At 60.1% G+C, this 22995-nt stretch carries 19 protein-coding genes; 2 read left to right on the forward strand and 17 right to left on the reverse strand.

The window, feature by feature from the left end; all coding sequences use genetic code 11:
* Positions 1 to 29: 29 nt before the first annotated feature.
* From SGN16_RS10755 to SGN16_RS10800, 10 genes are all read right to left on the reverse strand, one after another.
* Positions 30 to 737, reverse strand: coding sequence for an RraA family protein (locus SGN16_RS10755; RefSeq protein ID WP_335943973.1), 708 nt, complete (start codon positions 735 to 737; stop codon positions 30 to 32).
* Complete coding sequence (locus tag SGN16_RS10760; protein ID WP_335943974.1) at positions 734 to 1924, reverse strand: isocitrate/isopropylmalate family dehydrogenase; 1191 nt, start codon at positions 1922 to 1924, stop codon at positions 734 to 736. Before SGN16_RS10760 ends, SGN16_RS10755 begins: the two co-directional genes overlap by 4 nt.
* Positions 1924 to 2946, reverse strand: coding sequence for an aldolase catalytic domain-containing protein (locus tag SGN16_RS10765; RefSeq protein WP_335943975.1), 1023 nt, complete (start codon positions 2944 to 2946; stop codon positions 1924 to 1926). Before SGN16_RS10765 ends, SGN16_RS10760 begins: the two co-directional genes overlap by 1 nt.
* A 321-nt stretch (positions 2947 to 3267) precedes the next feature.
* The gene (locus SGN16_RS10770; protein ID WP_335943976.1) at positions 3268 to 4188 is read right to left on the reverse strand and encodes a LysR family transcriptional regulator; all 921 of its coding nucleotides are present in this window, start codon (positions 4186 to 4188) and stop codon (positions 3268 to 3270) included.
* 90 nt (positions 4189 to 4278) lie between these two features.
* Positions 4279 to 5469 (reverse strand): MFS transporter, encoded by a 1191-nt coding sequence (locus tag SGN16_RS10775; RefSeq protein WP_335943977.1) that lies wholly within the window; start codon positions 5467 to 5469, stop codon positions 4279 to 4281.
* On the reverse strand, positions 5466 to 6467 hold the full coding sequence (locus SGN16_RS10780; RefSeq protein ID WP_335943978.1) for a zinc-dependent alcohol dehydrogenase family protein: 1002 nt from the start codon (positions 6465 to 6467) through the stop codon (positions 5466 to 5468). The genes SGN16_RS10775 and SGN16_RS10780 overlap by 4 nt, the downstream gene beginning before the upstream one ends.
* 78 nt (positions 6468 to 6545) lie before the next feature.
* The gene (locus tag SGN16_RS10785; RefSeq protein WP_335943979.1) at positions 6546 to 9719 is read right to left on the reverse strand and encodes a multidrug efflux RND transporter permease subunit; all 3174 of its coding nucleotides are present in this window, start codon (positions 9717 to 9719) and stop codon (positions 6546 to 6548) included.
* Positions 9719 to 10885, reverse strand: a complete 1167-nt coding sequence (locus SGN16_RS10790; protein ID WP_335943980.1) for an efflux RND transporter periplasmic adaptor subunit — start codon at positions 10883 to 10885, stop codon at positions 9719 to 9721. The genes SGN16_RS10785 and SGN16_RS10790 overlap by 1 nt, the downstream gene beginning before the upstream one ends.
* Before the next feature lie 26 nt (positions 10886 to 10911).
* Positions 10912 to 12060, reverse strand: a complete 1149-nt coding sequence (locus SGN16_RS10795) for an acyltransferase (RefSeq protein ID WP_335943981.1) — start codon at positions 12058 to 12060, stop codon at positions 10912 to 10914.
* Between the two features lie 179 nt (positions 12061 to 12239).
* The gene (locus SGN16_RS10800; RefSeq protein WP_335943982.1) at positions 12240 to 13421 is read right to left on the reverse strand and encodes a serine hydrolase domain-containing protein; all 1182 of its coding nucleotides are present in this window, start codon (positions 13419 to 13421) and stop codon (positions 12240 to 12242) included.
* A gap of 132 nt (positions 13422 to 13553) precedes the next feature.
* Between SGN16_RS10800 and SGN16_RS10805 the strand changes: the two genes are divergently transcribed.
* Positions 13554 to 14432 carry a LysR family transcriptional regulator gene (locus tag SGN16_RS10805; RefSeq protein ID WP_335943983.1) on the forward strand — a complete coding sequence of 293 codons (879 nt, stop codon included), beginning with the start codon at positions 13554 to 13556 and terminating at the stop codon, positions 14430 to 14432.
* Positions 14433 to 14684: 252 nt separating this feature from the next.
* Here the strand turns inward: SGN16_RS10805 and SGN16_RS10810 are convergent, their stop codons facing one another.
* The 7 genes from SGN16_RS10810 to SGN16_RS10840 are packed head-to-tail and all read right to left on the reverse strand — an operon-like array spanning position 14685 to position 22497.
* On the reverse strand, positions 14685 to 16280 hold the full coding sequence (locus tag SGN16_RS10810; RefSeq protein WP_335943984.1) for a gamma-glutamyltransferase family protein: 1596 nt from the start codon (positions 16278 to 16280) through the stop codon (positions 14685 to 14687).
* Positions 16281 to 16305: 25 nt separating this feature from the next.
* The gene (locus tag SGN16_RS10815) at positions 16306 to 17166 is read right to left on the reverse strand and encodes an ABC transporter permease (RefSeq protein WP_335943985.1); all 861 of its coding nucleotides are present in this window, start codon (positions 17164 to 17166) and stop codon (positions 16306 to 16308) included.
* Entirely contained in the window at positions 17163 to 18110 is a 948-nt protein-coding gene (locus SGN16_RS10820; RefSeq protein ID WP_176688168.1) for an ABC transporter permease, read from the reverse strand. The genes SGN16_RS10815 and SGN16_RS10820 overlap by 4 nt, the downstream gene beginning before the upstream one ends.
* 34 nt (positions 18111 to 18144) lie before the next feature.
* Positions 18145 to 19647, reverse strand: coding sequence for an ABC transporter substrate-binding protein (locus SGN16_RS10825; RefSeq protein WP_210643982.1), 1503 nt, complete (start codon positions 19645 to 19647; stop codon positions 18145 to 18147).
* The gene (locus SGN16_RS10830; RefSeq protein WP_335943986.1) at positions 19644 to 20762 is read right to left on the reverse strand and encodes an oligopeptide/dipeptide ABC transporter ATP-binding protein; all 1119 of its coding nucleotides are present in this window, start codon (positions 20760 to 20762) and stop codon (positions 19644 to 19646) included. The genes SGN16_RS10825 and SGN16_RS10830 overlap by 4 nt, the downstream gene beginning before the upstream one ends.
* The gene (locus tag SGN16_RS10835; protein WP_335943987.1) at positions 20759 to 21763 is read right to left on the reverse strand and encodes an ABC transporter ATP-binding protein; all 1005 of its coding nucleotides are present in this window, start codon (positions 21761 to 21763) and stop codon (positions 20759 to 20761) included. The genes SGN16_RS10830 and SGN16_RS10835 overlap by 4 nt, the downstream gene beginning before the upstream one ends.
* On the reverse strand, positions 21760 to 22497 hold the full coding sequence (locus SGN16_RS10840; RefSeq protein WP_210643988.1) for an FCD domain-containing protein: 738 nt from the start codon (positions 22495 to 22497) through the stop codon (positions 21760 to 21762). Before SGN16_RS10840 ends, SGN16_RS10835 begins: the two co-directional genes overlap by 4 nt.
* Positions 22498 to 22841: 344 nt before the next feature.
* Between SGN16_RS10840 and SGN16_RS10845 the strand changes: the two genes are divergently transcribed.
* Complete coding sequence (locus tag SGN16_RS10845; protein ID WP_335943988.1) at positions 22842 to 22985, forward strand: hypothetical protein; 144 nt, start codon at positions 22842 to 22844, stop codon at positions 22983 to 22985.
* Positions 22986 to 22995: the final 10 nt, after the last annotated feature.

Here is a 22995-nt window from a genome sequence, read left to right on the forward strand (position 1 = left end):
TCTTTCAAATGAACGGAATAAGTCGCAACTCAGACGTTGGCCTGCTTTTCCCTGGATGACAGCCAGGGCTGGTCGTAACGGTGCAGGGCGCGGGCCTGTTCCAGGGTGTAGCCATCGCTCACGCTCTGGATGATCTCCTTCTCGGTTTGTTCGACGGCCTTGGCGCGTTGGATGACTTGTTCGGCCTTGTCGGCGGGTATTGCCAGGCAGCCGCTGCTGTCGCAGATCACCAGGTCACCCGGATTGACCGTCACCCCGGATATCTGCACGGGCACCTGGGTCGCCTTGAGCTGCACTCGGTTTTTTGCCGACTGCATGAAGCGGGCGCGACTGAACAGCGGATAGTTCAGGCGCTGGACCGTATCGATATCCCGCGCAGCACCATCTATCAGCGTGCCGCGAATGCCTTTGCTTATCGCGACGTGGGTCAGGATGTCGCCCCAGGTTGTGCAGTCGGTGCGCCCAGGGTTGCTGGAAACGATGACCGCGTCGGACGGCACTTCATCGATGTAGTTGGCGGCGGTCCTGAAGCCGCTTCGTTCTTGCACGGGCTCGTACAACACCGTGTAGGCGAAACCCATGCAGCGGGTTCCCGGTACCTGCTGGTTGAGGCCCGCTAAGCCGCCGGCAAGCCCCAGGCTGTCCAGTGCATCCGACAGGCTGGCGGTGTCGAGAGTCTCGCAAGCTTTGAGCAGCGCATCGTTGTTCTGTACGGAGGGAGAGATGATCGCGTTCATGCGTGGGCTCCTTTTTTCAGGGCATGCCTGTCCTGGTTTCCGGTCTGCTGGGCGGTCGACCCATCAAGCCGCTCCGCCCATTCGAGGGTTTGCTTGACAATGGCTGCCGCCACTTCGAAGGTATTGGCCGTTCCGCCCAGGTCGTAGGTGCGGCAATCACTGCGTGCCACCTGGGAGACGGCGTTGCGAGTCGCCTGGGCGGCGTGCACATGTCCGAGGTGCTCGAGCATCAGCGCGACCGACAGAAACATTGCGCTCGGGTTGGCCCGATGCTGGCCGGCATAGGCGGGTGCGCTGCCATGTACGGGTTCGAAGTAGGCACCCTGGGCCCCGATGTTTGCGCTGGGCGCCAGGCCCAGTCCACCCATGACCCCGGCCCCGAGGTCGGAAAGAATGTCGCCGAACATGTTTTCCGCCACGATCACCCCGAAGCGCTCGGGCCGTCGGACCATCCACAACGCAACGGCGTCGACGTTATCGATGTTGCATTGGATGTCGGGAAAATCAGCGGCAACCGACTCCAGGATCTCTCGGGCGAACGCGCCGCTGTACCTCAGGACGTTGGGTTTATCCGCCAGCGTGACGCGGTCATAGCCCTGCTGGCGCGCGTGCTCGAAGGCAAAGCGGAACAGGCGCAAAAGCCCTGCGCGAGTTTGCAGGCGCACCGTCATCGTGGCGTCGGTGCAGCTCTCTCGCGTCCATGGCGCTCCATTGCGTTCGCGCTCAGCCAGGATCGGCTCGAAGGCTTGCGGAATGCTGGCAAAATCCAGCCCTGCATAGAGGCCCTCGGTGTTCTCTCGAATCACCGAAAATCGATAACGGTTGGTGCCCAGCACATCGGTAACAGGCCGCACATTGGCAAACAGCCCAAGCTTTTGGCGAAGCTGGATTACCGGTGAAACATAGACTCGTCCGGTTCCCCTGAGTGTCGATGAAAGTTCTGCCTCTGCCTCGCGAAGAGGCTTACTGGTAATCGCTCCTAACAGCGTTGCATTACTTTGATTGATGAGGTCCCAGGTTTTGTCTGGAATACAATTTCCCTCGTTCTGCCAGCAGCTCCAGCCGATGTCTCCAAACCTGAGGTCGATGGGCAATTCAAGAGCGTCGAATAAAGGCAGTACCGCTTCAGTGACTTCGACGCCAATGCCGTCACCTGCCAATACACATACTTGTTGGCGCTGGCTCATTAGCGGATACCTCCACTTGCAAGCGAGGGTGACGGAGTTGTCGATAACGGCTTGATGGTCTTTTCCGGTTTCCGGTTGCCTTGTTCATGCAATATCTGCAAGGCATGGAAAGTTGAAGCGGGGCTGTGTGCCTTTATCACTTCGTCCAAGCGTTGCTGAACGTCGAACGGCATGTTGTAAGTGCCCATCATGACATCCGTCAGCGACAGCGGAAGGCTGCTGGCTGGCACAGTTTCAGCAGTGCGCTGGGATAAATGCAGGGCGCTCACCAGGTCGTAGTCGTTGCGTATGCCCGCGCGGTGCAGGTAGGCGACAAACACGCCCAGGTGCAAGTTGCCAGCCCCTTTGCCCATGCCGCAAATGGACGCATCGATGTATTCGGCCCCGGCATCCATGGCGGCGATGGAATTGGAAAGCGCCAGGGAAAGGTTGTTGTGGGCATGAAAGCCCAGGGGAATCAGCACCCGACTGGAGATCCGCGTGATCAACCGGTCGACATCGGTAGGGATCATGTTGCCGTTGGAGTCCGCGAATACCAGCAAATCTGCCCCGGCGTTTTCCGCGCGCAGGCTCATGTCGGAGATTTCCCCAGGCCCCAGGGTCGTGACGTGGGTGATATTGGCGCTCACCTGAAAGCCATAAGCCTTGGCCAGTCGCACGGTAGCCAACCCGTCTTCCAGGCGGTCGCGGCGTAGGCAAACCCTGATCATGGACACGCCATGTTCCTGAAGCAGCTGGAAATCACTGGCATCGACATTGTGCGGATGCACCATGACACACAAGTCGATCCGACCCGCTGCAGCGGTATGGACCGCGCTCAGGTACCGGGCATCGACAGCGCTGGTCAGTCCATGCTCGTCTTTACGTACGAACGAACCGTTGCGGTACCCGATTTCGCAATAAGGAATGCCGGCTTCGATCATTTGGGAAATTGCAGACTGGGCGTAATCAACGGTGAAGTTGAAATCATTACGGTATCCACCGTCTCGCAGCGTGACATCGATAATCTTTATCTGGCTCATGAATACAGTCCCTTTTTCATGTTTCGAAGGCACGCAAGTGTGCCGTTTCTACTTCGAATAAACAGAGGCAACCAGGAGTTTCAATGTCTTGCGCAGCCGAATACGTATAACGATATGCCAGCAGAGGCAGCGTTATTTATCGTACGGGCAGGGGGATTTATTATTATAGGAGTTAAGCAGGTGCGGCTTTGTTTGAGGTCATGGCTTCAAGCGAGTCTATTTCCCTGACCTGATTCGATACTGGACAATCTCCCACAGGTTGTAAACAGGTTGTTTTTAACAGTGGCTGTTAAAAAATTCCCAGTCGAGCCGAATCCTTGATTAACGATGTTGCTGGGCAAAACAATGAATGACGAAGTCCATCATTGCGCGTATTCCAGGAGCAGTTCGCATGTCACGATGGACCACCAGCCAGAGTTCAGCATGTAAGGGGTGCTCTTCGATCGGGACCCTTTGCAAATCGCCTGGGGCATCGGCCATGAAGACCGGTAGCAATGCGATACCAGCCCCCGCCCTGGCCGCTTCGGCCTGTACGTCGAAGGATTTGACCCTTAACACCACGGGCCGTTGGCCTGCGGCATTCTCCAGCCAGATCCGCTGAGGGGAGGGCTCCTGCTCATCGTCATGGGCAATGAATTCATAGTCTGCGCAGACGCGGCCCTGAAGGTAGGATTGTGCGGCGAAGAAGCCAAAGTCCAGGGTGCCGATCTTGCGCACGACCAGATCCGTCTCGGTCGGGCGTCCAACGCTGATGGCGATATCCGCTTCGCGCCTGGCCATGGAAGCCATGCGCGGGTTGGACAGGATCCGCACGTTGACGTCGGGGCATTGTTCCCTTAACCGACCCAGATGGGGCGCAATGAAGCGTGTCGTCAGGTGGGGAGGCGCGCTAAGGGTGATGTCTGCGACCTTGTCAGTGCGGATCGCGCAGACGGCGCGACTCAGAGCGCAAGCGGTTTCCTGCATGCGGTTACCCAACTGGGCGATTCGTTCCCCATTTTCGGTCAACTCGTACCGGTGACTTCGTCGGTCCACCAGGCGCACTTTCAGTGCGGTTTCAAGGGCTGCTATCCGCCGTGAGACGGTAGCGTGCTCGACGTTCAAGGATCGCGCTGCGGCGGCCAGGGAGCGTATCCGCGCGAAGGCGATGAAGTACCGAAGGTTCTCCCAATCGAACTGGGTGCTGTCTACAGGGAAGTCGACGGCCTGCGTGGCTGTGAATGAGGTGCTGCTAACATCCATATCGTGACTCCATCCGAGTGGTTCTGACCGATAGAAACTCCGCTGAGTTCGAGAAAGACCGTGGCTTGCCACAGTCTCCGATGAATGACTTTAGTGCAAAACCGCTTGGGTTTCCGTAGCAAGACCTGGATGTCGCGCCCCGTACACAAGTACCTTGGTCGCGATCGTCGCGGCTGCCAGCGCGCAGAAAACCAAGCCGCTTACGATGGTGCCTTCCATCCCCATGCGGGCCAGGAACCAGCCACCGGCAGTCGCGCCGAGCGTCACGCCCAGATTGATGAACGAGATGTAAAGACCAGTAACAAACTCAGGCGCCTCCGGGGCTTCGGAGGTCAGCCAGACCTGGGTCACGATCAGGCCACTGGTGTGGGTGGCGCCCCAGAGTACGACGATCAGAATCATCGGCAAGATGTCTGGACTGGCAAAGAAATGCAGGATCAGGTACGACGCCCCCAGCATGATCGGATGCATTAGCGTGGTACCCACTTTATTTTTGGACAACAAACGGCCTGCCAGCAGATTACCGGCCACACCGCCCACGCCGAACAGAATCAACATGGCACTGATCACTTCACCGCTCATTCCGGCTTCCCGAGACAGATATTCGGCGCTGTAGGAATACACCGAAAACATCGCCCCGAAGATCAGTGTCGAGGCCAGGATATTGAGCCACAACGTCGGTTTGCGCAGGATAGCCAACTGTTCCCCGTAAGGCGTCCGCTGCCCGGCAAAGGTATCGGGTAACCGGGCGATGATGCCCAGCCCGGCGATCACGTTGACTGCGGTGCAGAACAGGAAGGCCGCTTCGTAGGAAAAACGTGCAGCGATCCAGGTGGTGATAGGTACGCCGAGCACCATGCCCATGCTGGTGCCGACAAACGCCTTGGCCGTCGCCTGAGTCGCCTGTTCCTTGGGATATAGAGAGACCACCGCGACAAACGCTAGCGAGAAATACACCGGATGAAAGAACGCCGGAATGATCCTCAGGATCGCGAGCGTTCCATAATTGGGCGCATAGGCCGACAAAGCGCTTGCACCGGCGAAAATAAACAGCGACAGGGTCAGGATCCGCTTGCGGTTGTAACGCGAAAACCACAACACCATGAAGGGACCGAACACCGCGATGATCAGGGCGAACAGTCCCACCAGATAACCCGCCTCGGAGGCGCTGACGCTGTAGCGTTCGATGATCACCGGCAAGATACCGACCACGCCGAATTCGATGGTGTAGACACCGAACAAACCCAGGGCAATGAAGAACAACGGGTTGAACATTTTCATGGCCGGTCCTCCAGCGTCACGATGACTTTACCGAACTGCTCGCTGGCTTCCAGATAGCGATGGGCCTCGACGATTTCATCGAAGGCAAAGGTCTTGGCGACCACAGGGGACAGGCTGCCATCGACCAGGCCGCTGGAGACGAACGCCTTGCCTTGGGCGAACAGGGCGGGGTCGTTGATGATTTCGTGTAGCAGGTAGCCCCGCAGCGTGAGGCTTTTACCCAACACGGTGAACAGCGGAAAAGGCGAGGGGTCGCTGCTCAGGGCACCGTATTCGATGATGATGCCGCCGCGACGGGTAGCGTCCGCCAACTGCTCGATAGCCGGCCCGCCGACAGGGTCGAAGACAACCCGCACGCCATTTCCAGCGGTAATGTGCTCGACGCGCGCTGCCAGGTCTTCTTGGTCGCTGACGATCACATGGACTGCGCCTGCCGCCAGCAGTTTGCGCACCTTTTGTTCACCACGGGTCACTGCGATGGGGATCGCTCCTACGCGGTTGGCGATCTGAATGGCGGCCAGGCCTACGCTGCTCGAAGCCGCGGTGACGAGTACGTAGTCACCCGCGACCAGCCCGGCCACGGGCAGCAACGCGCCCCAGGCTGTGAGGTATTGCATCCAGATACCAGCGGCTTGTTCCATGCTGAGGTTGTCCGGATGACGCACCAGCATCGCCGCTGGCACTACCGCCTGCTCGGCGTAGGTTCCCCACTGGGCGATGCTCGAAGGTGGGACCAGGCTGACTGGATCACCTATTTCGAAGCCGTGTACGGCGTCGCCCACGGCTTCGACAAAACCGGCTGCTTCATAACCCAGTCGGCTGGGAAACGCCGCCTGTTCAAGGTACTGGCCGCGCCTGAACATCGATTCAGCGCGGTTGAGACCGATGGCTTTCACGCGGATGCGGACCTCATCGGGGCCTGGCTGGGCGACCGGCAAGTCCTCTATCCGTAGAACGTCTGGGTCACCATACTCATAAAATCGAACGACACGTGTCATGGAATTTCTCGCAAGGATTAGGAACGTTTGCAGTCTAGAGGCGCGTCCAATGCAGAAAAACGCGCTGGAGTTCCGGTGTTAACGGATATATGTGTCCGCAATTGCAATGGATTGGCCCTGGGGTAGCCGGCGACCGACGCTGCGAACCAGCACGTAGAAGAGCGGCGTGAAAATCAGTCCGAATGCGGTCACACCCAACATGCCGAAGAACACCGCGACACCCATTGCCTGGCGCATTTCCGCCCCGGCACCGGTGGAGATCACCAGGGGAACGACGCCCATGACGAAGGCAATCGAGGTCATCAGGATCGGTCGAAGCCTCAGCTTGCTGGCCTCCCAGGCGGCGTTCAGCGGGGTATGACCCTGGCGCTCCAAGTCCCTTGCAAACTCGACGATCAGGATGGCGTTTTTCGACGCCAGACCCACCAGCACCATCAGGCCGATCTGGGTGAAGATGTTGTTATCGCCTCCGGTCAGCCAGACGCCCGCCAAGGCCGAGAGCACGCCCATCGGAACGATCAGGATCACTGCCAGGGGCAACAGAAGGCTTTCGTACAGTGCGGCCAACACAAGGAATACCAGCAGCGTGCTGACCGCCAATACCCAGCCGGTCGCGTCACCAGCTAGCCGCTGCTGGTAGGTCAGGTCGGTCCATTCCATACGTACTCCCTGGGGCAGTGTTTCCCGGGCGATGCGCTCGATGGCCGCTTCGGCCTGGCCCGAGGAGTAACCGGGGGCGGGCGCGCCGTTGACATCCGCCGCCGTAAAGGCGTTGTAGTGCACGACCATTTCCGGCCCGTAGCTGGGGTCTACCGACAGCAGCGTCGACAGGGGCACCATGTCGCCATAGGCATTGCGCACCTTCAAGCGTGTGATGTCTTCCGGGTTGGCCCTGAACGGCGCATCGGCTTGCGCCCGCACTTGGTAGACCCGCCCGAACAGGTTGAAATCGTTGACATATAAAGACCCCAGGTAAATCTGCAGGGTCTCGAACACGTCCGTTACCGAGACGCCGAGCTGCTTGGCTTTGACCCGGTCAAGATCGACGTCCAGTTGGGGCACGTTAATCTGGTAGCTGGAGAATAGCGGTCCCAATTCCGGCGCTTTGGCAGCCTCGGCCATGAACGCCTTGACGGCGCTATCGAGGGCGACATAACCCAGGCTCGCCCGGTCCTCGATCTGCAGTTTGAAACCGCCAAGCGTTCCCAGGCCAAGGACGGGCGGCGGTGGAAACACGGCCGTGAACGACTGCGCGATCTTGCTGAACTCGCCATTGAGATCTGTCGCTATCTGGTTCGCCCCCAGCGTCTCGCCGGCGCGTTCGGCAAAGGGTTTCAGGATCACGAAAATGATTCCTGAGCTTGAGGAATTCATTAGGCCATTGACGGACATGCCGGGGAATTCGAGGGTATGGGCAACACCAGGATGCTTTAGCGCGATGTCGTTCATTTGTTGGATGACTTGCTCGGTGCGATCCAGCGAGGCGCCGGCGGGCAATTGGGCGAAACCCACCAGGAACTCCTTGTCCTGGGCCGGGACGAACCCCGTCGGCAGCGTGTGGCTGAGCCATGCGCAGGCACACAGCAAAGCGCCGAATAACGCGAAGGTCCTGCCCTTGTGTGCCAGGACACCGCGCACGCCGGCGCCATAGCGGTCCTCGGCCTGCTTGAATCGACGATTGAAGCCTTTGAAAAAACGCCCCATGACTTTGTCGATGCCGCGCTCCAGTGGATCCTTCGGCGCGCCGTGTGGTTTGAGCAGCAGGGCACAGAGGGCAGGAGAAAGGGTCAACGAATTGAACGCCGATATCACCGTGGATATCGCAATGGTCAAGGCGAACTGGCGGTAGAACCCGCCGGAGAGACCAGGCATGAACGCCAACGGAATGAACACGCAAACCAGCGTCAGGGTGATGGCAATGATGGGTTTGCTGACTTCTGCCATCGCCCGGTGAGTCGCCTGGTGAGGGGACAATCCCTGGCTGATATTGCGTTCGACGTTTTCCACCACCACGATCGCATCGTCCACGACGATGCCGATCGCCAATACCAGGCCGAACAGTGACAAGGCATTGATGGAAAATCCGAACGCCAGCAAGAACGCCAGTGTGCCGACGATGGAGATTGGCACTGCCAACAATGGAATGACTGATGCGCGCCAGGTTTGCAGGAACATGATGACCACCAGCACGACCAGCACGACGGCTTCGAACAAGGTGCTGATGACCGCATCGATGCTCGAACGAACGAATTGGGTCGGGTCGAAGACGATCTTGTAATCGACGCCTGCCGGCATATCGGCCTTGGCGTCAGCCATGATTTCCCGTGCACGTGCGGAGATGTCCAACGCATTGCCGCCCGCCATCTGGAAAACACCGAAGCCCACCGCCGGCTGGCCGTCCACCAGCGAGCGAAGCGCGTAGGTAGAAGCCGCCAGTTCGATCCGGGCCACGTCGCGCAGATACGTCACGCCCCCATCCGGCACCGTTTTTACGACGATGTTGCCGAATTCCTCTTCGGTTTTCAGTCGACCTTGGGCATTCACCGAGAGCTGCAACGGGACGCCGGCATGCATGGGAGAAGCGCCAATGACGCCGGCCGCAACCTGGATGTTCTGCTCCCGGATGGCTTGGACCACCTCGCCGGCGGTGAGGCCTCGCTGCACCACGCTGTCAGGGTCGATCCAGATACGCATGGCGTAATCGCCGCCGCCCCAGATTCGCACTTCGCCGACCCCCGGGATGCGTTCGAGCTGGCTCTTGATGTTCAGGATGCCGTAGTTGCGCAGGTAGTTGGCGTCGTATTCGTTGTTGGGCGACACCAGGTGAATCGCCAGGGTCTGTGTCGATGACGACTTGCTGGTGGTCACGCCCAGGTTCAGCACATCGGACGGCAGGCGCGGGAGTGCTTCGGAGACGCGGTTCTGCACCAACTGCTGCGCCTTGTCGGGATCAGTGCCCAAGGCGAATGTCACATTGATCGCCAGCGTGCCATCGCTGTTGGCCTGGGATTGCATATACAGCATGCCTTCCACACCGTTGATACGCTCTTCAAGCGGCGCGGCAACGCTTTCAGCCACCACCTTGGAGTTGGCGCCTGGGTACTGTGCATTCACCACGATGAGCGGCGGCACGACGTCGGGGTACTCCGAGACCGGTAACCGCGTCAGCGAGAGCAGGCCGGCCAGCAGAACAAGGGCGCTGAGGACGCCGGAGAAAATCGGACGGTCGATGAAGAATCCGGAAATATTCATCATTGTTGCGCCTGTGGTTGGGACGGCGCGCGTACAGGATCGACTTGGGTTCCGGGCGTCGCCAAGTGCAGGGAATTCACGACAACCTGCTCCTCGGGTGCGATGCCCTGGTCAATGACCCGTAGCGCACCCTGTCGTATCCCGGGCTTGACCTGGCGATACTGGACGCGGCCCTCGGCATCGACCACCAGCACGTACTTTTTGTCCTGGTCGGTGCCGATGGCGCTGTCTTCAATCAAGGTAGCGGGGTGGCTGGCGCTGCCTGGCAGCAGGACCCTGGCAAACAGGCCCGGGCGCAGCTCGCCGTTGCCGTTGTCGAAACTGGCTCTGACCCGGATAGTGGCTGACCGGGTATCCAGCCGGTTGTCCAGGGAGCTCAGGTTGCCTTTGCGCGGATATCCCTCTTCGTGGGCCAACCCGAGCATGACCGGGACCGGATCGTCTGCCGGACGGTTGCCCAGGTAGCGCAGGAAGGTTTGTTCATCCACGTCGAAGTCAGCGTAGATCGGTGAGATCGACACCAGGTTTGTCAGCGCCGTGGAGCGTTCCCCCACATCGACGATGTTGCCCGGTGTCACCTCTACCCGTGAAGCCCGGCCATCAAATGGCGCGAGGATGCGGGTGTGCTCAAGATCGAGCCGGGCCAGCTCGACCCTGGCCTGGGCTTCATTGACCCTGGCCTGGGCTTCGTTGGCGCTTTGTATGCGCTTGTCCAGGTCGGTTTTTGCGATGGCATTGCTGGTGATCAAATGCTCGTAGCGCTGCAGCTCTTTCTGCGCAAACAAGCTCATCGACCGGGCAGCCACCAACGCGGCTTGGGCTTGTTGCAGCGTGGCGGCATAAGGGCGGGGGTCGATCTCGAACATCAGATCGCCTTTGCGCAGCAGCGCGCCGTCCTTGAAGTGCACGCTGATGAGCGTGCCCGCCACCAAGGGCTTGATCACCACGGTGTCGGTGGCGACCAGGCGGCCGGTGTAGCTCTGCCAATCGATAACATCACGCGTGACGGCAGTCATCACTTGCACCTGGGGCAGCGGTGCGGGGGCGGTTTTTGCCTGGGCAACCGGGCCCCGCATGCTGATAGCAAAGCCGGCAAGTGCCGCTAGCACCAATACACCCAGCGCCCAAGCGGGCACGCCGGTCAACCTGCGAATTAACGATGACATGGCCAGCATCCTTTCTATGTAAAAAATCAGGCTTGAGGGACACTCAATGGCCGCTCCATCGGCTTGGCCTTGCCCCAACGTTGCATGGCGGGCCGCTCAACAAAGGCGAAGAGTAGCCAGCCACCAAGGAGCGACAGGCAGAACGTGGCGGCAAGAATGAAAGAGGCCGGCACAACGGAAAAACGTTGGCCGTCCAGCAGCGAGGTCACGCCCATCATGATCAGCAGGTGGATCATGTAGAACCCGAACGATATCTCCCCCAGCCAGACCATCAGCGGATGACGAAACCAGGACTTGCGTTGCGCGACATCGGCGGCGGCCAGGCTGGTAATCAGCAAGGCAATGGGAACGACGGTGGTGAGTGACAGGCTGTAGATAAAAGGCATTTCTCCTGCGAGGAAATAAGCCACCGCCGCCAACGTCAGGGACGGAGCGACCGGGATAGCAACCCAGCGCCCCGTCATCAGGATCCGCGCCATCAGCATGCCGAGAACGAATTCGAACAGCCGTAGCGGCGGAAAGTAATAAGCCAGCCACCACTGGTTCAGGGATATCGGGTATTCGACGATCTGCGGCGTACCGTTGACAAACTCGGCGATGAACCAGTGGGTTGCGGCCATCGAGCAGACTGTCAGGCCTGCAGTCAACCAGAGTCGGTCCCCTGGAACCTTCCACAACGCGCGCAAGAGAAACGGGAACGCCAGGTAGAAAACCAATTCACAACACAGCGACCAGGACGGCCCGTTGACACTCAGGAACACCGACATGTCCGGCACCCAGGCATGGACCAGCAGCAAGTTGGGCAGCCAGGCGCTGACGGCCGTCAGTGGTACGGCGAACAGAATCATCGCCAGGACGAAGGTGACCAGATGGTTGGGGTAGATCTTCACCAAGCGTCGGCGCCAGAAAGCGCCGAGCGTATCGTTCCTGCGGGCCGACCAGGTGATGACGAAACCACTGAGCACGAAAAAAAACGAGACCCCAAGCCAGCCACCCACGCTGAACAAGCGCTGGAAGCCGACGACGATCTGTGGGTCGGCAAACGGATTGAATCCGATGATTTTTGTCAGTGAGGCATGAAAGAAAAACACCAAGGCCGCGGCGACAAATCGGAACCCCGTCAGGGAGTCCAGGCGTACGTTGGCATAGTCGTGGAAGAGGCGTGAATGCGTCATGAGTCGATACCTTTCAATAAAGATCCGCGGCACTGTCGGGAGCCGAAGTGCCTGGTCAATTCCGTGGGGCAGGTAGCCAAGACAAAGCTGGACAACTCAAACTGCATTCGCATGAAGGCCGGCTCTCAAGCCGGTCTTTTCATGATGGATTTCTTATCGCGGCAACTGACTTGCCTCATTCAAGCGCCGTATACGGCGTTGCACAGATCGACCGTGAACTGTCCGAACATCCCCTCGAAGGCGGTGTTGGTAAACGCCACCACGGAGATCTGCTGCGCCGGATCGACAAACCAGGAATGACCAAAGGCCCCGCCCAGGCGCCAAGTGCCCACAGACTCCGGCGCTTGTGCCGCTTGCGGATCAGTCATCACGGTGAACCCCAGGCCGAAACCACGGCCGGGCCAGTTGGCGAGTTCCAGGTTGCCGGTCTGGACGGTTCCCATTTCTTTCGCCAGGCCCGCCGGCATGAGCGGGCCACCACCCTGGCGCAAGGTTTCGAGCAAGGTCAGAAATTCTTCGGCGGAGCCGATCATCCCTGAGCCTCCTGAGTGGTAGGCATTGCTGTCGAGGGCCCGATCCGCGTCCATCCGGATGCCGGCGGTGTTTTCGAAAACCTCGATCACTTCGACGCCATTCATGCGACGTGGCGCCGGATCGGCATTGAGATAGGCGGCCGTCAAGCGGGAAGTGTCGACGACATTGAAACGGGTATCGGACAGGCCGAGTGGCTCGCACACCAGTTGGTTGATTGCATCGGCCAGACTGGTCCCGCATACCTTGGCAATGAGCGCGCCTAGTACGTCGGTGGCAATTGAATACCCCCAATCGGTGCCAGGACGATAGAGCAGCGGCGCGGTCGCCAGTCGCCGAATGTTTTCCTCCAGGGTCAGCGGCGCATTTTCCAGCCCGTCACACACACCGGCCTGCGCATAGGCGCCGCCGCCCGTGCCTTCGAGAAAACCGTAACCCAGGCCCGCTGTATGGCTAAGCAACTGGCGCACGCTGATGGATACGCGAGTGCCGTCCGCCAGGGTTGGTTGAAACTCCGGTAGCCAGCGAGCGATAGGATCATCCAGGCCAATGCGGCCTTGGGCGACCAAGGCCAGGGCGGCGGCCGAGGTGATAGGTTTGGTCACCGAGGAGAGCCGGAACAAGGCGTCGGTGCGCATCGGCAGGCCAGCCTCTCGGTCGGCCAGGCCCACGGCGTTGCGATAAGTGATTTCGCCGCGACGGGCAACCAGCACCACGGCCCCCACCAGGCGTTTTTCTTCGATGGCGCTGTTCAGGGCAGCGTCGATTCGCGCCTGCATGGGGTCGGTGGCGATGGCGCTGGAAAGTTGGATGGTTTCTTTGGCGGTCATGATCGCGATTCCCTGCTGTAATGGACGTCGCCATGCTAGGTCGCAGACGGCAGGGGAAACAGAGGCTAGAATTCCGGACACATCGGACGTTTCATTCCGCAATCCAAGGCGCAAGAAACTCAAGGAGAGAGCGTGGACAACCTCAGCGGAATCTCGGTTTTCGTCCAGGTCGCCGAAACGCGCAGTTTTGTCGCGGCTGGACGGCTATTAGGCGTGTCTTCATCGGCGATCGGCAAAAGCGTCGCGCGCCTGGAGCAGCGCCTGGGCGTCAGGCTGTTTCATCGCAGCACCCGCAGCATCAACCTGACGGCAGAGGGCATGCTTTTCCTGAACCGCTGCCAGCGCGTGCTCAATGAGCTGGAAGCGGCGGAGCTGGAACTGTCGAGCACCAGCAGCGAGCCGCGCGGCAAGCTGCGCGTGAGCCTGCCCTTGGCCGGGCAGTTTCTGTTCACGTTGTTGTCCAGCTTTGCCAAGCGATACCCGGACATTCATCTGGAATTGGATTTCAGCGATCGCTTGGTGGATGTCGTGGAGGAGGGCTTTGATGCGGTGGTCAGGACTGGTGAATTGAATGACTCTCGCCTGGTGGCGCGGCGATTGGGCGCTTTCCGTTTCTTGCTGGTGGGCGCCCCGGCCTATTTCCAGACCCAAGGTACGCCGATGGACGCCAGCGACTTGAGCAACCATGACTGTCTGTTATACCGGGTGCCATCCACGGGCAAGCTTGAGCGCTGGCCGCTACCGGATAAATCCCACAACGGCGCGCAGGATTTGCGGGCCGTGCTGGTTTGCAACAACATCGACATGCTTTTCAACGCCGCCATGGAAGGGCGGGGCATCGCCTGCCTGCCGGAATTTGCTGTCAAGGAGGCCCTTGAGTCCGGGGAACTGCAGGCCGTGCTGACCCAAGAGGTAACCCGCACCATCCATTTCAGCGTGCTGTGGCCGCCGAACCGCTTTATCACGCCCAAGCTGCGCTGTTTCGTGGATTTCATTTCTTTGCATATGTGAGTGGGAGGGCTGCGTGGGACGATGGATGTAGAAGATCTGCGCCAGTTGCCGGGAGCCTTTCCAGTGGATTTCAGCACGTGTACTGCGACAGCGCCTTAAGGTGGTTAGCTGCAAGACCCAATGCAAGCTCGCCTCAGTTCTGAGCCCTGGGCGGCAAAGCATGTTGGCAATAGCTTGCGGTGGGATGAGAGTTAGCGGTTTTCAGAGAATAATCCTACGCGCAACTCAGTTGCGCCTAGGATCTTCGTACTTTCAGTACGCGGCCACCAGACCATCCTTCCGGGGATCAGTGCCACCCACATAACCATGAGTGGTGCGCTGGATAATCTGCGCGCCGCCAAAGGCGAATACGCCGTTAGGTTCTTCGATAACTATGTCGTGGCCTTTGGCACGCAAGGCTTCGACCACCTGTGGGTCGAATGCATGTTCCACTGCGACTTTCAGGCCAGATTCGAGCCTCCAGCGCGGTGCGTCTGCGGCGGCTTGCGGGTTCTGTTTGTAGCGCAGGATGCGCATCATCATCTGCAAGTGACCCTGTGCCTGCATCGGGCCGCCCATCAGGCCGAAGGACATCAACGGCGTGCCGTCGGCGTTCATCACAAAGCCGGGGATGATGGTGTGGAACGGACGTTTGCGTGGTGCAACGTAGTTGACGTGCTGCGGATCCAGGGAGAAGCCCGCGCCACGGTTTTGCAGGCTGATGCCGGTGCCAGGCACCACGACACCTGAGCCGAAGCCCATGTAATTGGACTGGATGAACGAGATCATCATGCCGCTTTCATCGGCCGCCGACAGGTAAACGGTGCCGCCCGGTTTAGGCGAACCATGCCCCGGATTGGCGGCCTTGTCGGTGACGAGACCGGCGCGCTCCATCAGGTAGGTTTTGTCCAGCAGATGCTCGGAAGGCACGCGCATGTGGTCGTTATCCGCCACGTGTTCGTCCAGATCGGCAAGGGCCAGCTTCATGGCTTCCAACACTGGGTGCACGGTTTCCAGGCTGTCCACTGGATGCTCGCCGACGCCCAATGCTTCGAGCATAGTCAGGCCGGACAGGGTAGCGATGCCCTGGCCATTAGGTGGCAATTCATGAACGACGGCGCCGGCGTAGGGCACCGACAGGGTGTCGATCCAGTCCACAGTGTGGGTCGCCAGATCGTCGAGGCTCATGACGCTGCCATTGGCGTTGGCATGGGCGATGATGGCTTGGGCCAGTTCGCCGCGATAGAACGCTTCGCCTTTGGTTTGGGCGATCAGCTCCAGGGTGCGGGCGTGATCCTTGAGCCGGATTTTGTCCCCGGCCTGTGGTGCTTGGCCGTCGGGCAGGAAGCACTCGGCAAAACCCGGCTGATCCTTGAGCCGTTCAGCGCCGAGCTTCCACAGCTGGGCTATGATCGGGGTGACTTGGTAGCCATCCCGAGCATAGCCGATGGCCGGTTCAGCCAGGCTGGCGAAAGGCAGTTTTCCGTAACGCTCGGACAGCTCGACCCAGGCTGAAACCGCACCCGGCACAGTCACCGCTGGCCAGCCGCGCTGGGGCATTTTGCTCTGCCCGGCGAAAAACTCAGGGGTCCAGGCTTGCGGTGCGCGACCGGAAGCATTCAGGCCCTGCAACTTGCTGCCGTCCCAGACGATAGCGAAAGCGTCGCTGCCGATCCCGCAACCGGTGGGCTCGACCACGGTCAGGACCATGGCGGCTGCGATGGCCGCGTCGACGGCGTTGCCGCCCTTGCGCAGCATGTCCAGCCCGGCCTGGGCGGCCAATGGCTGGGAGCAGGCGACCATGTTACTGCCCATCACTGGCGAGCGTGCCGAAGCGTAGGGTTGGCTGTAATCCAGATCATCAAACATTTGCGTTTCTCTTTGGCAGAAAATGTTAGCCCTTGGGGTCCAGCGCATCACGCAAACCATCCCCCAGCAGGTTGAAACACAGGACCGTAATGTAGATCGCCACGCCAGGCGCAATCGACATCCAGGGTGCCTGCTCCATAAAGTTTTTCGCGGTGTTGAGCATCGATCCCCAGGAAGGCGAGGGCGGTTGCTGGCCCAGACCGAGGAACGACAGGCTGGCTTCAGCCAGAATCGCCGAGGCGATGGTCAAGGTGGCTTGCACAACCAATGGCGACATCACGTTGGGCAGCACGTAGCGCAGGATGATCCAGCGATCCGGCAAGCCAATGGCACGAGCACCTTCCAGGTAATCTTCGTGTTTGATGGCCAGCACCTGACCACGGGTCAGTCGGGCAAAGATCGGCATGGCTGACAGGCCGATAGCGATCATTGCGTTGGTCAGGCTCGGGCCGAGGAAGGCGCCCAGCGCAATCGCCAATACCAGAAACGGGCAGGACAACAGCGCTTCCATGACACGGGAAATTACCGCTTCGAGTTTGCCGCCGAAATAACCGCCCAACAGGCCCAAAGGCACGCCGATGGCCATGGCGATGACCACCGAAACACCACCGGCCAGCAACGAACTGCGTGCGCCCCAGAGCAGGCGGGAAAACAGATCGCGACCCAGTTCGTCAGTGCCCATCCAGTAGATCAGCGATGGTGCCTTGCGGACCGCGAGAAAGTTGGCTTTCAGCGGGTCATGGGGCGCAATCCAGGGCGCCAGGATAAACAGCAGCAACACCGCCGCGCCGAGTACCGCGCCTTTGTTGGCGAGGAATTTCTTCACGAACGGCGAGCGGCTGCGGGGTGCGATCACGCTATGAGGGAGGCTGGAAATAGCGGTCATGAAGCAGTCCTCAGACGCGGATTAATCATCCGGTACAGCACGTCGGCGAGCAGGTTCAGCAGCAGGAAGCCAATTGCGATGCACAGCACCACGCCTTGCACCACGGCGTAATCACGATTGAACACGGCGTCGACAATCATCTTGCCGAAGCCAGGGATGCTGAAGACTTGCTCGGTCAGCACTGCGCCGCCGAGCAGTTCACCAAACAGCAGGGTTGTCAGGGTCACAATAGGCATCAATGCATTGCGCAGGGCATGCTTGAGGATCACCGTGCGCGGGCGCAGGCCCTTGGCCCGGGCGGTGCGCACGTAGTCGGTGCGCAACACTTCAAGCATGGCGCTGCGGGTATGGCGCATGAGAATCCCCGACAACCCTGCGCCGAGCACGAAGGCCGGCAGGATCAAGGTCTTCAGGTTTTGCCCGAAGTCCTCGCCCACAGGCACGAAACCCGAGGCCGGCAGCCATTGCAGTTTCACGGCGAAGACCATGATCAGCAGGATCCCCAGCCAGAAGTGCGGAATCGAGATCCCCGACAGCGCGATGACATTGGCCCCGTAATCCACGACGGTGCCTTTGCGTACGGCCGAGATAATTCCAGTGGGGATGCCGATCAGCAGTGCGATCAACAAGGCCAGCACTGCCAGCTCCAGGGTCACCGGCAACTTGGACGCCAACAGCGTGGTCACCGGTTGTTCGGTGCGCAGCGAAGTGCCGAAGTCGCCGGTCAGCACATTGCCGACCCAGCTCAGGTACTGCACGGGGATCGGGTCGTTGAGCCGATACTTGTCGCGCAGGTATTCCATCACCGCCGGATCGCGCTCTTCACCGGCCATGGCCAGCACCGGGTCACCCGGCAACAGTTTCTGCAGGGTGAAGACGAAGAGCGAAACCAGGATCAGTGTCGGGATCGCACTGAGCAGGCGTCGCAGGATAAACATCAGCATGCCGGACCCTCGTTTTTGCGGCGATCATTCACAGTCATGGCTTGAACGCGACGTTGTTCAGACGAATCAGGCCATCCGGGCTCGGCACGAAACCAGTCACGTTGTTACGCATGGCCATGATTCGCGGATCGAAATACAGATACGCGGTCGGCACTTCGTCAGCCAGCAAGCGCAGGGCTTCGTTGTACAGGGCCTGGCGCTGGGCAACATCGTTGACAGTGCGGGCCTTGTCCAACAGCTCGTCGAGTTTGGCGTTGCAGTATTTGCCGTCGTTCTGGCCGCCCTTGCAGGTCACGAACTGGTGAATGTCGCCATCCGGATCAGGACGGCCCGACCAGGCGCTCATGCCGATCTGGAAGTTGCCGCTTTGCTGTTCGCTAAGCATGGTGGCGTATTCAGTGGCAATCAGATTGACCTTGAAACCCGCTTCTTCAGCCATGGCCTGAATGATCTGCCCGACCTGTTGTGCGATAGGGTTGTTGGCGACTTTCAGGTCCACTGCCAGTGGCAGCTTCACGCCTGCTTCGGCCAGCAAGGTCTTGCTCTTTTCCACATCGCGGGTCGGGATCGGCAGATCCTTGTCGTAGTACGGGCTGTTTTTCGGAAAAGGCTGGGCGCTCGGCGCATACAGGCCTTCGAACACCACCTGGTTGATCGCATCACGGTCGATGGACAGCTCGAATGCCTTGCGCACGCGCTTGTCTTTGCCCATCGGCGAGTTGGCTTTTTCGCCGTTGTTAATGTTGAACATCAACTGCATGTAGCCAAGCCCTGGCGTGTTATAGACCGCCAGCTTGCTGTCCGCCTTGGCGGTTTTCACGTCGGTGGGGGCAACCCGTTCGATGATGTCCAGGTCGCCTGAACGCAGGTTGGCCAGACGCACCGAGGTGTCCGGAATCGGCAGGAAAATCACCTTGTCGAAGTGATAAGCCTGCTTGTTCCAATAGTTGTCGAAGCGCTCCAGCACAATGCGATCCTGCTGCACGCGCTGGACGAATTTGTAAGGGCCGGAGCACACCGGTTTGGAGGCGAACTCACCCTGGGCGGCCTTCGGCGCAAGCATCATTCCGGCGCGGTCCGAGAGCTGGGAGACCAGGGTGGCGTCCGCTTGCTTGAGTTTGATGGCAACGGTTTTGGCGTCGATCACTTCAACGCTGTCCACCGAGGCCAGCTCGCTCTTGCGCAGGGAGTCGGGCAGGGTGCGAGCGCGGTCCAGGTTGAACTTCACCGAGGCAGCATCGAACGCTTCGCCGTCGTGATAAGTCACGCCTTCGCGCAGAGTCATGGTCAGGGTCTTGCCGTCTTCGCTCCAGTTCCAGGCAGTGGCCAGTTGTGGGGCGTAGGTCAGGTCCGGGTTCACATCCACCAGCTTGTCGCACAGTGCGGTATAGACCAGACGGCCCGAATAGGTACGCGAACGATGCGGGTCGAGCCCATCAGGATCGTCCTGAATGCCGATGCGCAGGGTGGATTCGGCAAAGGCGGCGTTGGCGGCCAGCAATAACAAGGTTCCTGTCATGACGCGTGCAATTTTCATGGCTGGCTCTCCACTGCAAGGGATTGATGGTTCTTGAACAGATTCAGGCGCTGGGTGTAGGCAGCGCTGGGTGTCGGCAAAATCAGGGTGCCTGCACCGGCATTGGCGATTTCACGCCAGAAGTGGCACGCCACCTGACGCTCGGCCTCGACGGTTTCCATCACCGGCACCACTTCTTTGCACAGCGCCCGGGCGTGCGGGCAGCGGGTATGGAAGCGGCAACCCGATGGCGGGCGGCTCGGGCTCGGCATGTCGCCGCCCAGCAATGGGCGCGGCCGGCGCAGGTCCGGGTGGCTGACCGGCACGGCGGCCATAAGCGCCTGGGTGTAAGGGTGCAGAGGGTTTTCAAACAGGCCGTTGACCGGCGCCAGTTCGACGATTTCCCCCAAATACATCACGGCTACTCGGTCGCTCATGTGGCGGATCACGGCGAGGCCGTGGGCGACAATCATCAGGGTCAGACCGAATTGATGCTTGAGGTCTTCCAGCAGGTTGACCACTTGCGCCTGCACCGAAACGTCCAGCGCGGACACGGGTTCGTCACCCAGAATCAAACGCGGGTCAGACGCCAGGGCTCTCGCAATGCCGATGCGCTGACGCTGGCCACCGGAGAACTCGTGAGGGTGGCGGCCGCCGTGCTCGGGCGCCAGGCCCACGGTGCGCAGCAACTCGGCGACTTTGGCCTGGCGGTCGCTGCGGCTGGCATCGCTGTGCAGCCAGATAGGCTCACCGACGATGGATTCCACAGTCATGCGCGGATTGAGCGAGGCAAACGGATCCTGAAAGATGATCTGCAAATCACGCCGCACCTGGCGCAGCTTTTCCGGGGTCAGATTGGCCAGGTTGCGGCCTTCATAAATGATGTCGCCCGCCGTAGGTTTGAGCAGGTTGAGCAGTAGACGGCCGAGGGTTGATTTACCCGAGCCGGACTCGCCCACCAGCGCCAGGGTTTCCCCTTTGCGCACCGACAGATTGACCTGATTGACCGCTTGTACCGGCGGCTTCTTGCGCTGGAACAAGCCGCTTTCCACCCCGAAGTGTTTGCTCAGGCCGATGCCGTCGAGAATGATTTCAGGGCTTGCACGCTTAACTGTTTGGCGTTCAGAAAGGCTCACGCGCTGATTCCCATATGCTGTTCCAGTGGCGCACGAATGCACGCGGCGAAATGTCCGGGGGAAAGCTCAAGTAGCGGCGGGCGCGCCTCGCGACATGCCTGAATCGCAAAAGGGCAGCGCCCGGCGAATCGGCAACCGGTAGGCATTTGCGCAGGCGTCGGGACGCGACCATTGATGGTTGCCAGGCGACCTTCACGCGGGCCAATCGATGGCATCGAACCCATCAGGCCGATGGTGTACGGGTGCTGCGGGTCATCGAACAGGGTTTTTACCGGGCCGCTTTCCACCACTCGCCCGGCGTACATCACCATCACGTCGTCAGCGACTTCGGCGACCACGCCCAGATCATGGGTGATCAGGATCATGGCCGTGCCGGTTTCAGCCTGCAGATTGGCGATCAGCGACAGGATCTGCGCCTGAATGGTCACGTCCAGAGCAGTGGTGGGTTCGTCGGCAATGATCAGCGCCGGATCGTTGGCCAGGGCCATGGCAATCATTGCCCGCTGCCGCATGCCGCCGGACAGTTCATGGGGGTAGGCGTCCAGACGTTGCGCGGCGTCAGGCACGCGGACCTTTTCGAGCATTTGCAGGGCGCGCTGACGGGCGTCCCTGGCTGACAGACCCTGATGGCGGATCACGCTTTCGGCGATCTGCTCGCCAATGGTGAAGACCGGGTTCAAGGAGGTCATGGGCTCTTGGAAAATCATCGCCATGCGGTTGCCGCGCACATCCAGCAAGCGCTCGTCGGGCATGCCCAGCAAGGCTTCATCGAGCAGGGCGGACGTACGGGCGGCGATCTTGGCGGTGTCGGGTAGCAAGCCCATCAGCGCCATGGACGTAACGCTTTTACCACATCCGGACTCTCCGACGATGGCCAGGGTCTTGCCGCGCTGGACCGAGAACGAGACGCCGTCCACGACATTGGCGGGTGCGCCTGCAAAGCACACGGTCAAGTTGCTGACACTCAATACCGTGTCGGTGGCCTGAGTTGTGGTGCTCATAAACTTGCCTCCAGATCTTGATTGATGACGTTGTCCAGCGCTTGTTGCAGCGCGCGCAAATGGCCACGCATGGCCGTGGCGGCCTTGATCGGATCACGGTTTTCGATAGCGTCGACAATGTCGTTGTGGTCGTGGCTGTAGGTGTCGAGGCGATCGGCGTTGCGAGCCCGCTGACGCAGGTCACGCCAGGCCGGGTCGAGCCGGATCGCATCGAGCATTTCAAAGATATCCAGCATCAGGCGGTTACCTGCGGCCTCGGCGATCCCGCGATGCAGGGCGCTGTCCCACAGCTCAATGCCCTCGGCATCGGCAGGCTCGGCGGCCTGTTGGTGTCTGGTGCGTTCGGCAAGGCGACGCAAAATTGCTATCTGGTCGCCGTTGGCTCGAACCGCCGCCAGGGACGCCAGTGCCGGTTCCAGATGCAGGCGCGCTTCCATAACCTCGCTGAAGTTGGTCCGCCCGGACAACCGGGCAAAGCTCATGGCCGCACTCGGTGGCGTAGGGCCGACGAAGGTTCCTTTGCCCTGGCGCCGCCAGATCTGCCCTTCGGCTTCCAGCACCGCTAGCGCCCGCCGGATGGCCCGGCGACTGAGGCCAAAATCGGCGGCCAGATCCCGCTCGGTCGGCAATGCCCGGTGCGGGAAGGCAGCATGTTGCGCAACCATCTGCCGCAAGGCATCCAGCGCTAGTTTCGAAGTGTTGTCGATGGGTGTGTCAGGGTCGAACCTTTGCATCGTGGTACTCGCGCCAGAGTATAAAAAACGGCTCCGAGCTGACTGTGGGCAGGAGATCGAGGCAAAAGGGTAAGTGCAAGCGCGATGCCAATTGAAATTGGTTCGCCTCGGGATTAGCGCTATGTGCTTAGCTATTTCTCAGGAGCAGCGACGGCGGGGGCCGATAAGCAAGGGTTCGTCGGGTTGGTTCAGGGGATTAAAGAGGATTGGTTCGTGGATGATTGAACCAATTTTCGCCGCTTATGCAGGTTGTGCATCGATTCGTGCGTAGTGCGCCGGGGTGGTGCTTGGTATTGATCTGGGAAATTCTGTGTTCGGGCATAACATGCTGAAGAGGTGCACGTATGCCAACCACAACCCGTAAATACGACCTGCACTATCGGGACCTTGAAGGCGATATCGAGGCTGAGGTCGTGATCATCGGGGGGGGCTGTATCAACACGTTGCTGGACCTGCCCGAGCACAATGAGCGTGCCTGCAACCATTAAGGTTGTGCCG

It is taken from the genome of Pseudomonas sp. G166, from assembly GCF_037027455.2.
In the GTDB taxonomy this organism is placed as follows: Bacteria; Pseudomonadota; Gammaproteobacteria; order Pseudomonadales; family Pseudomonadaceae; genus Aquipseudomonas.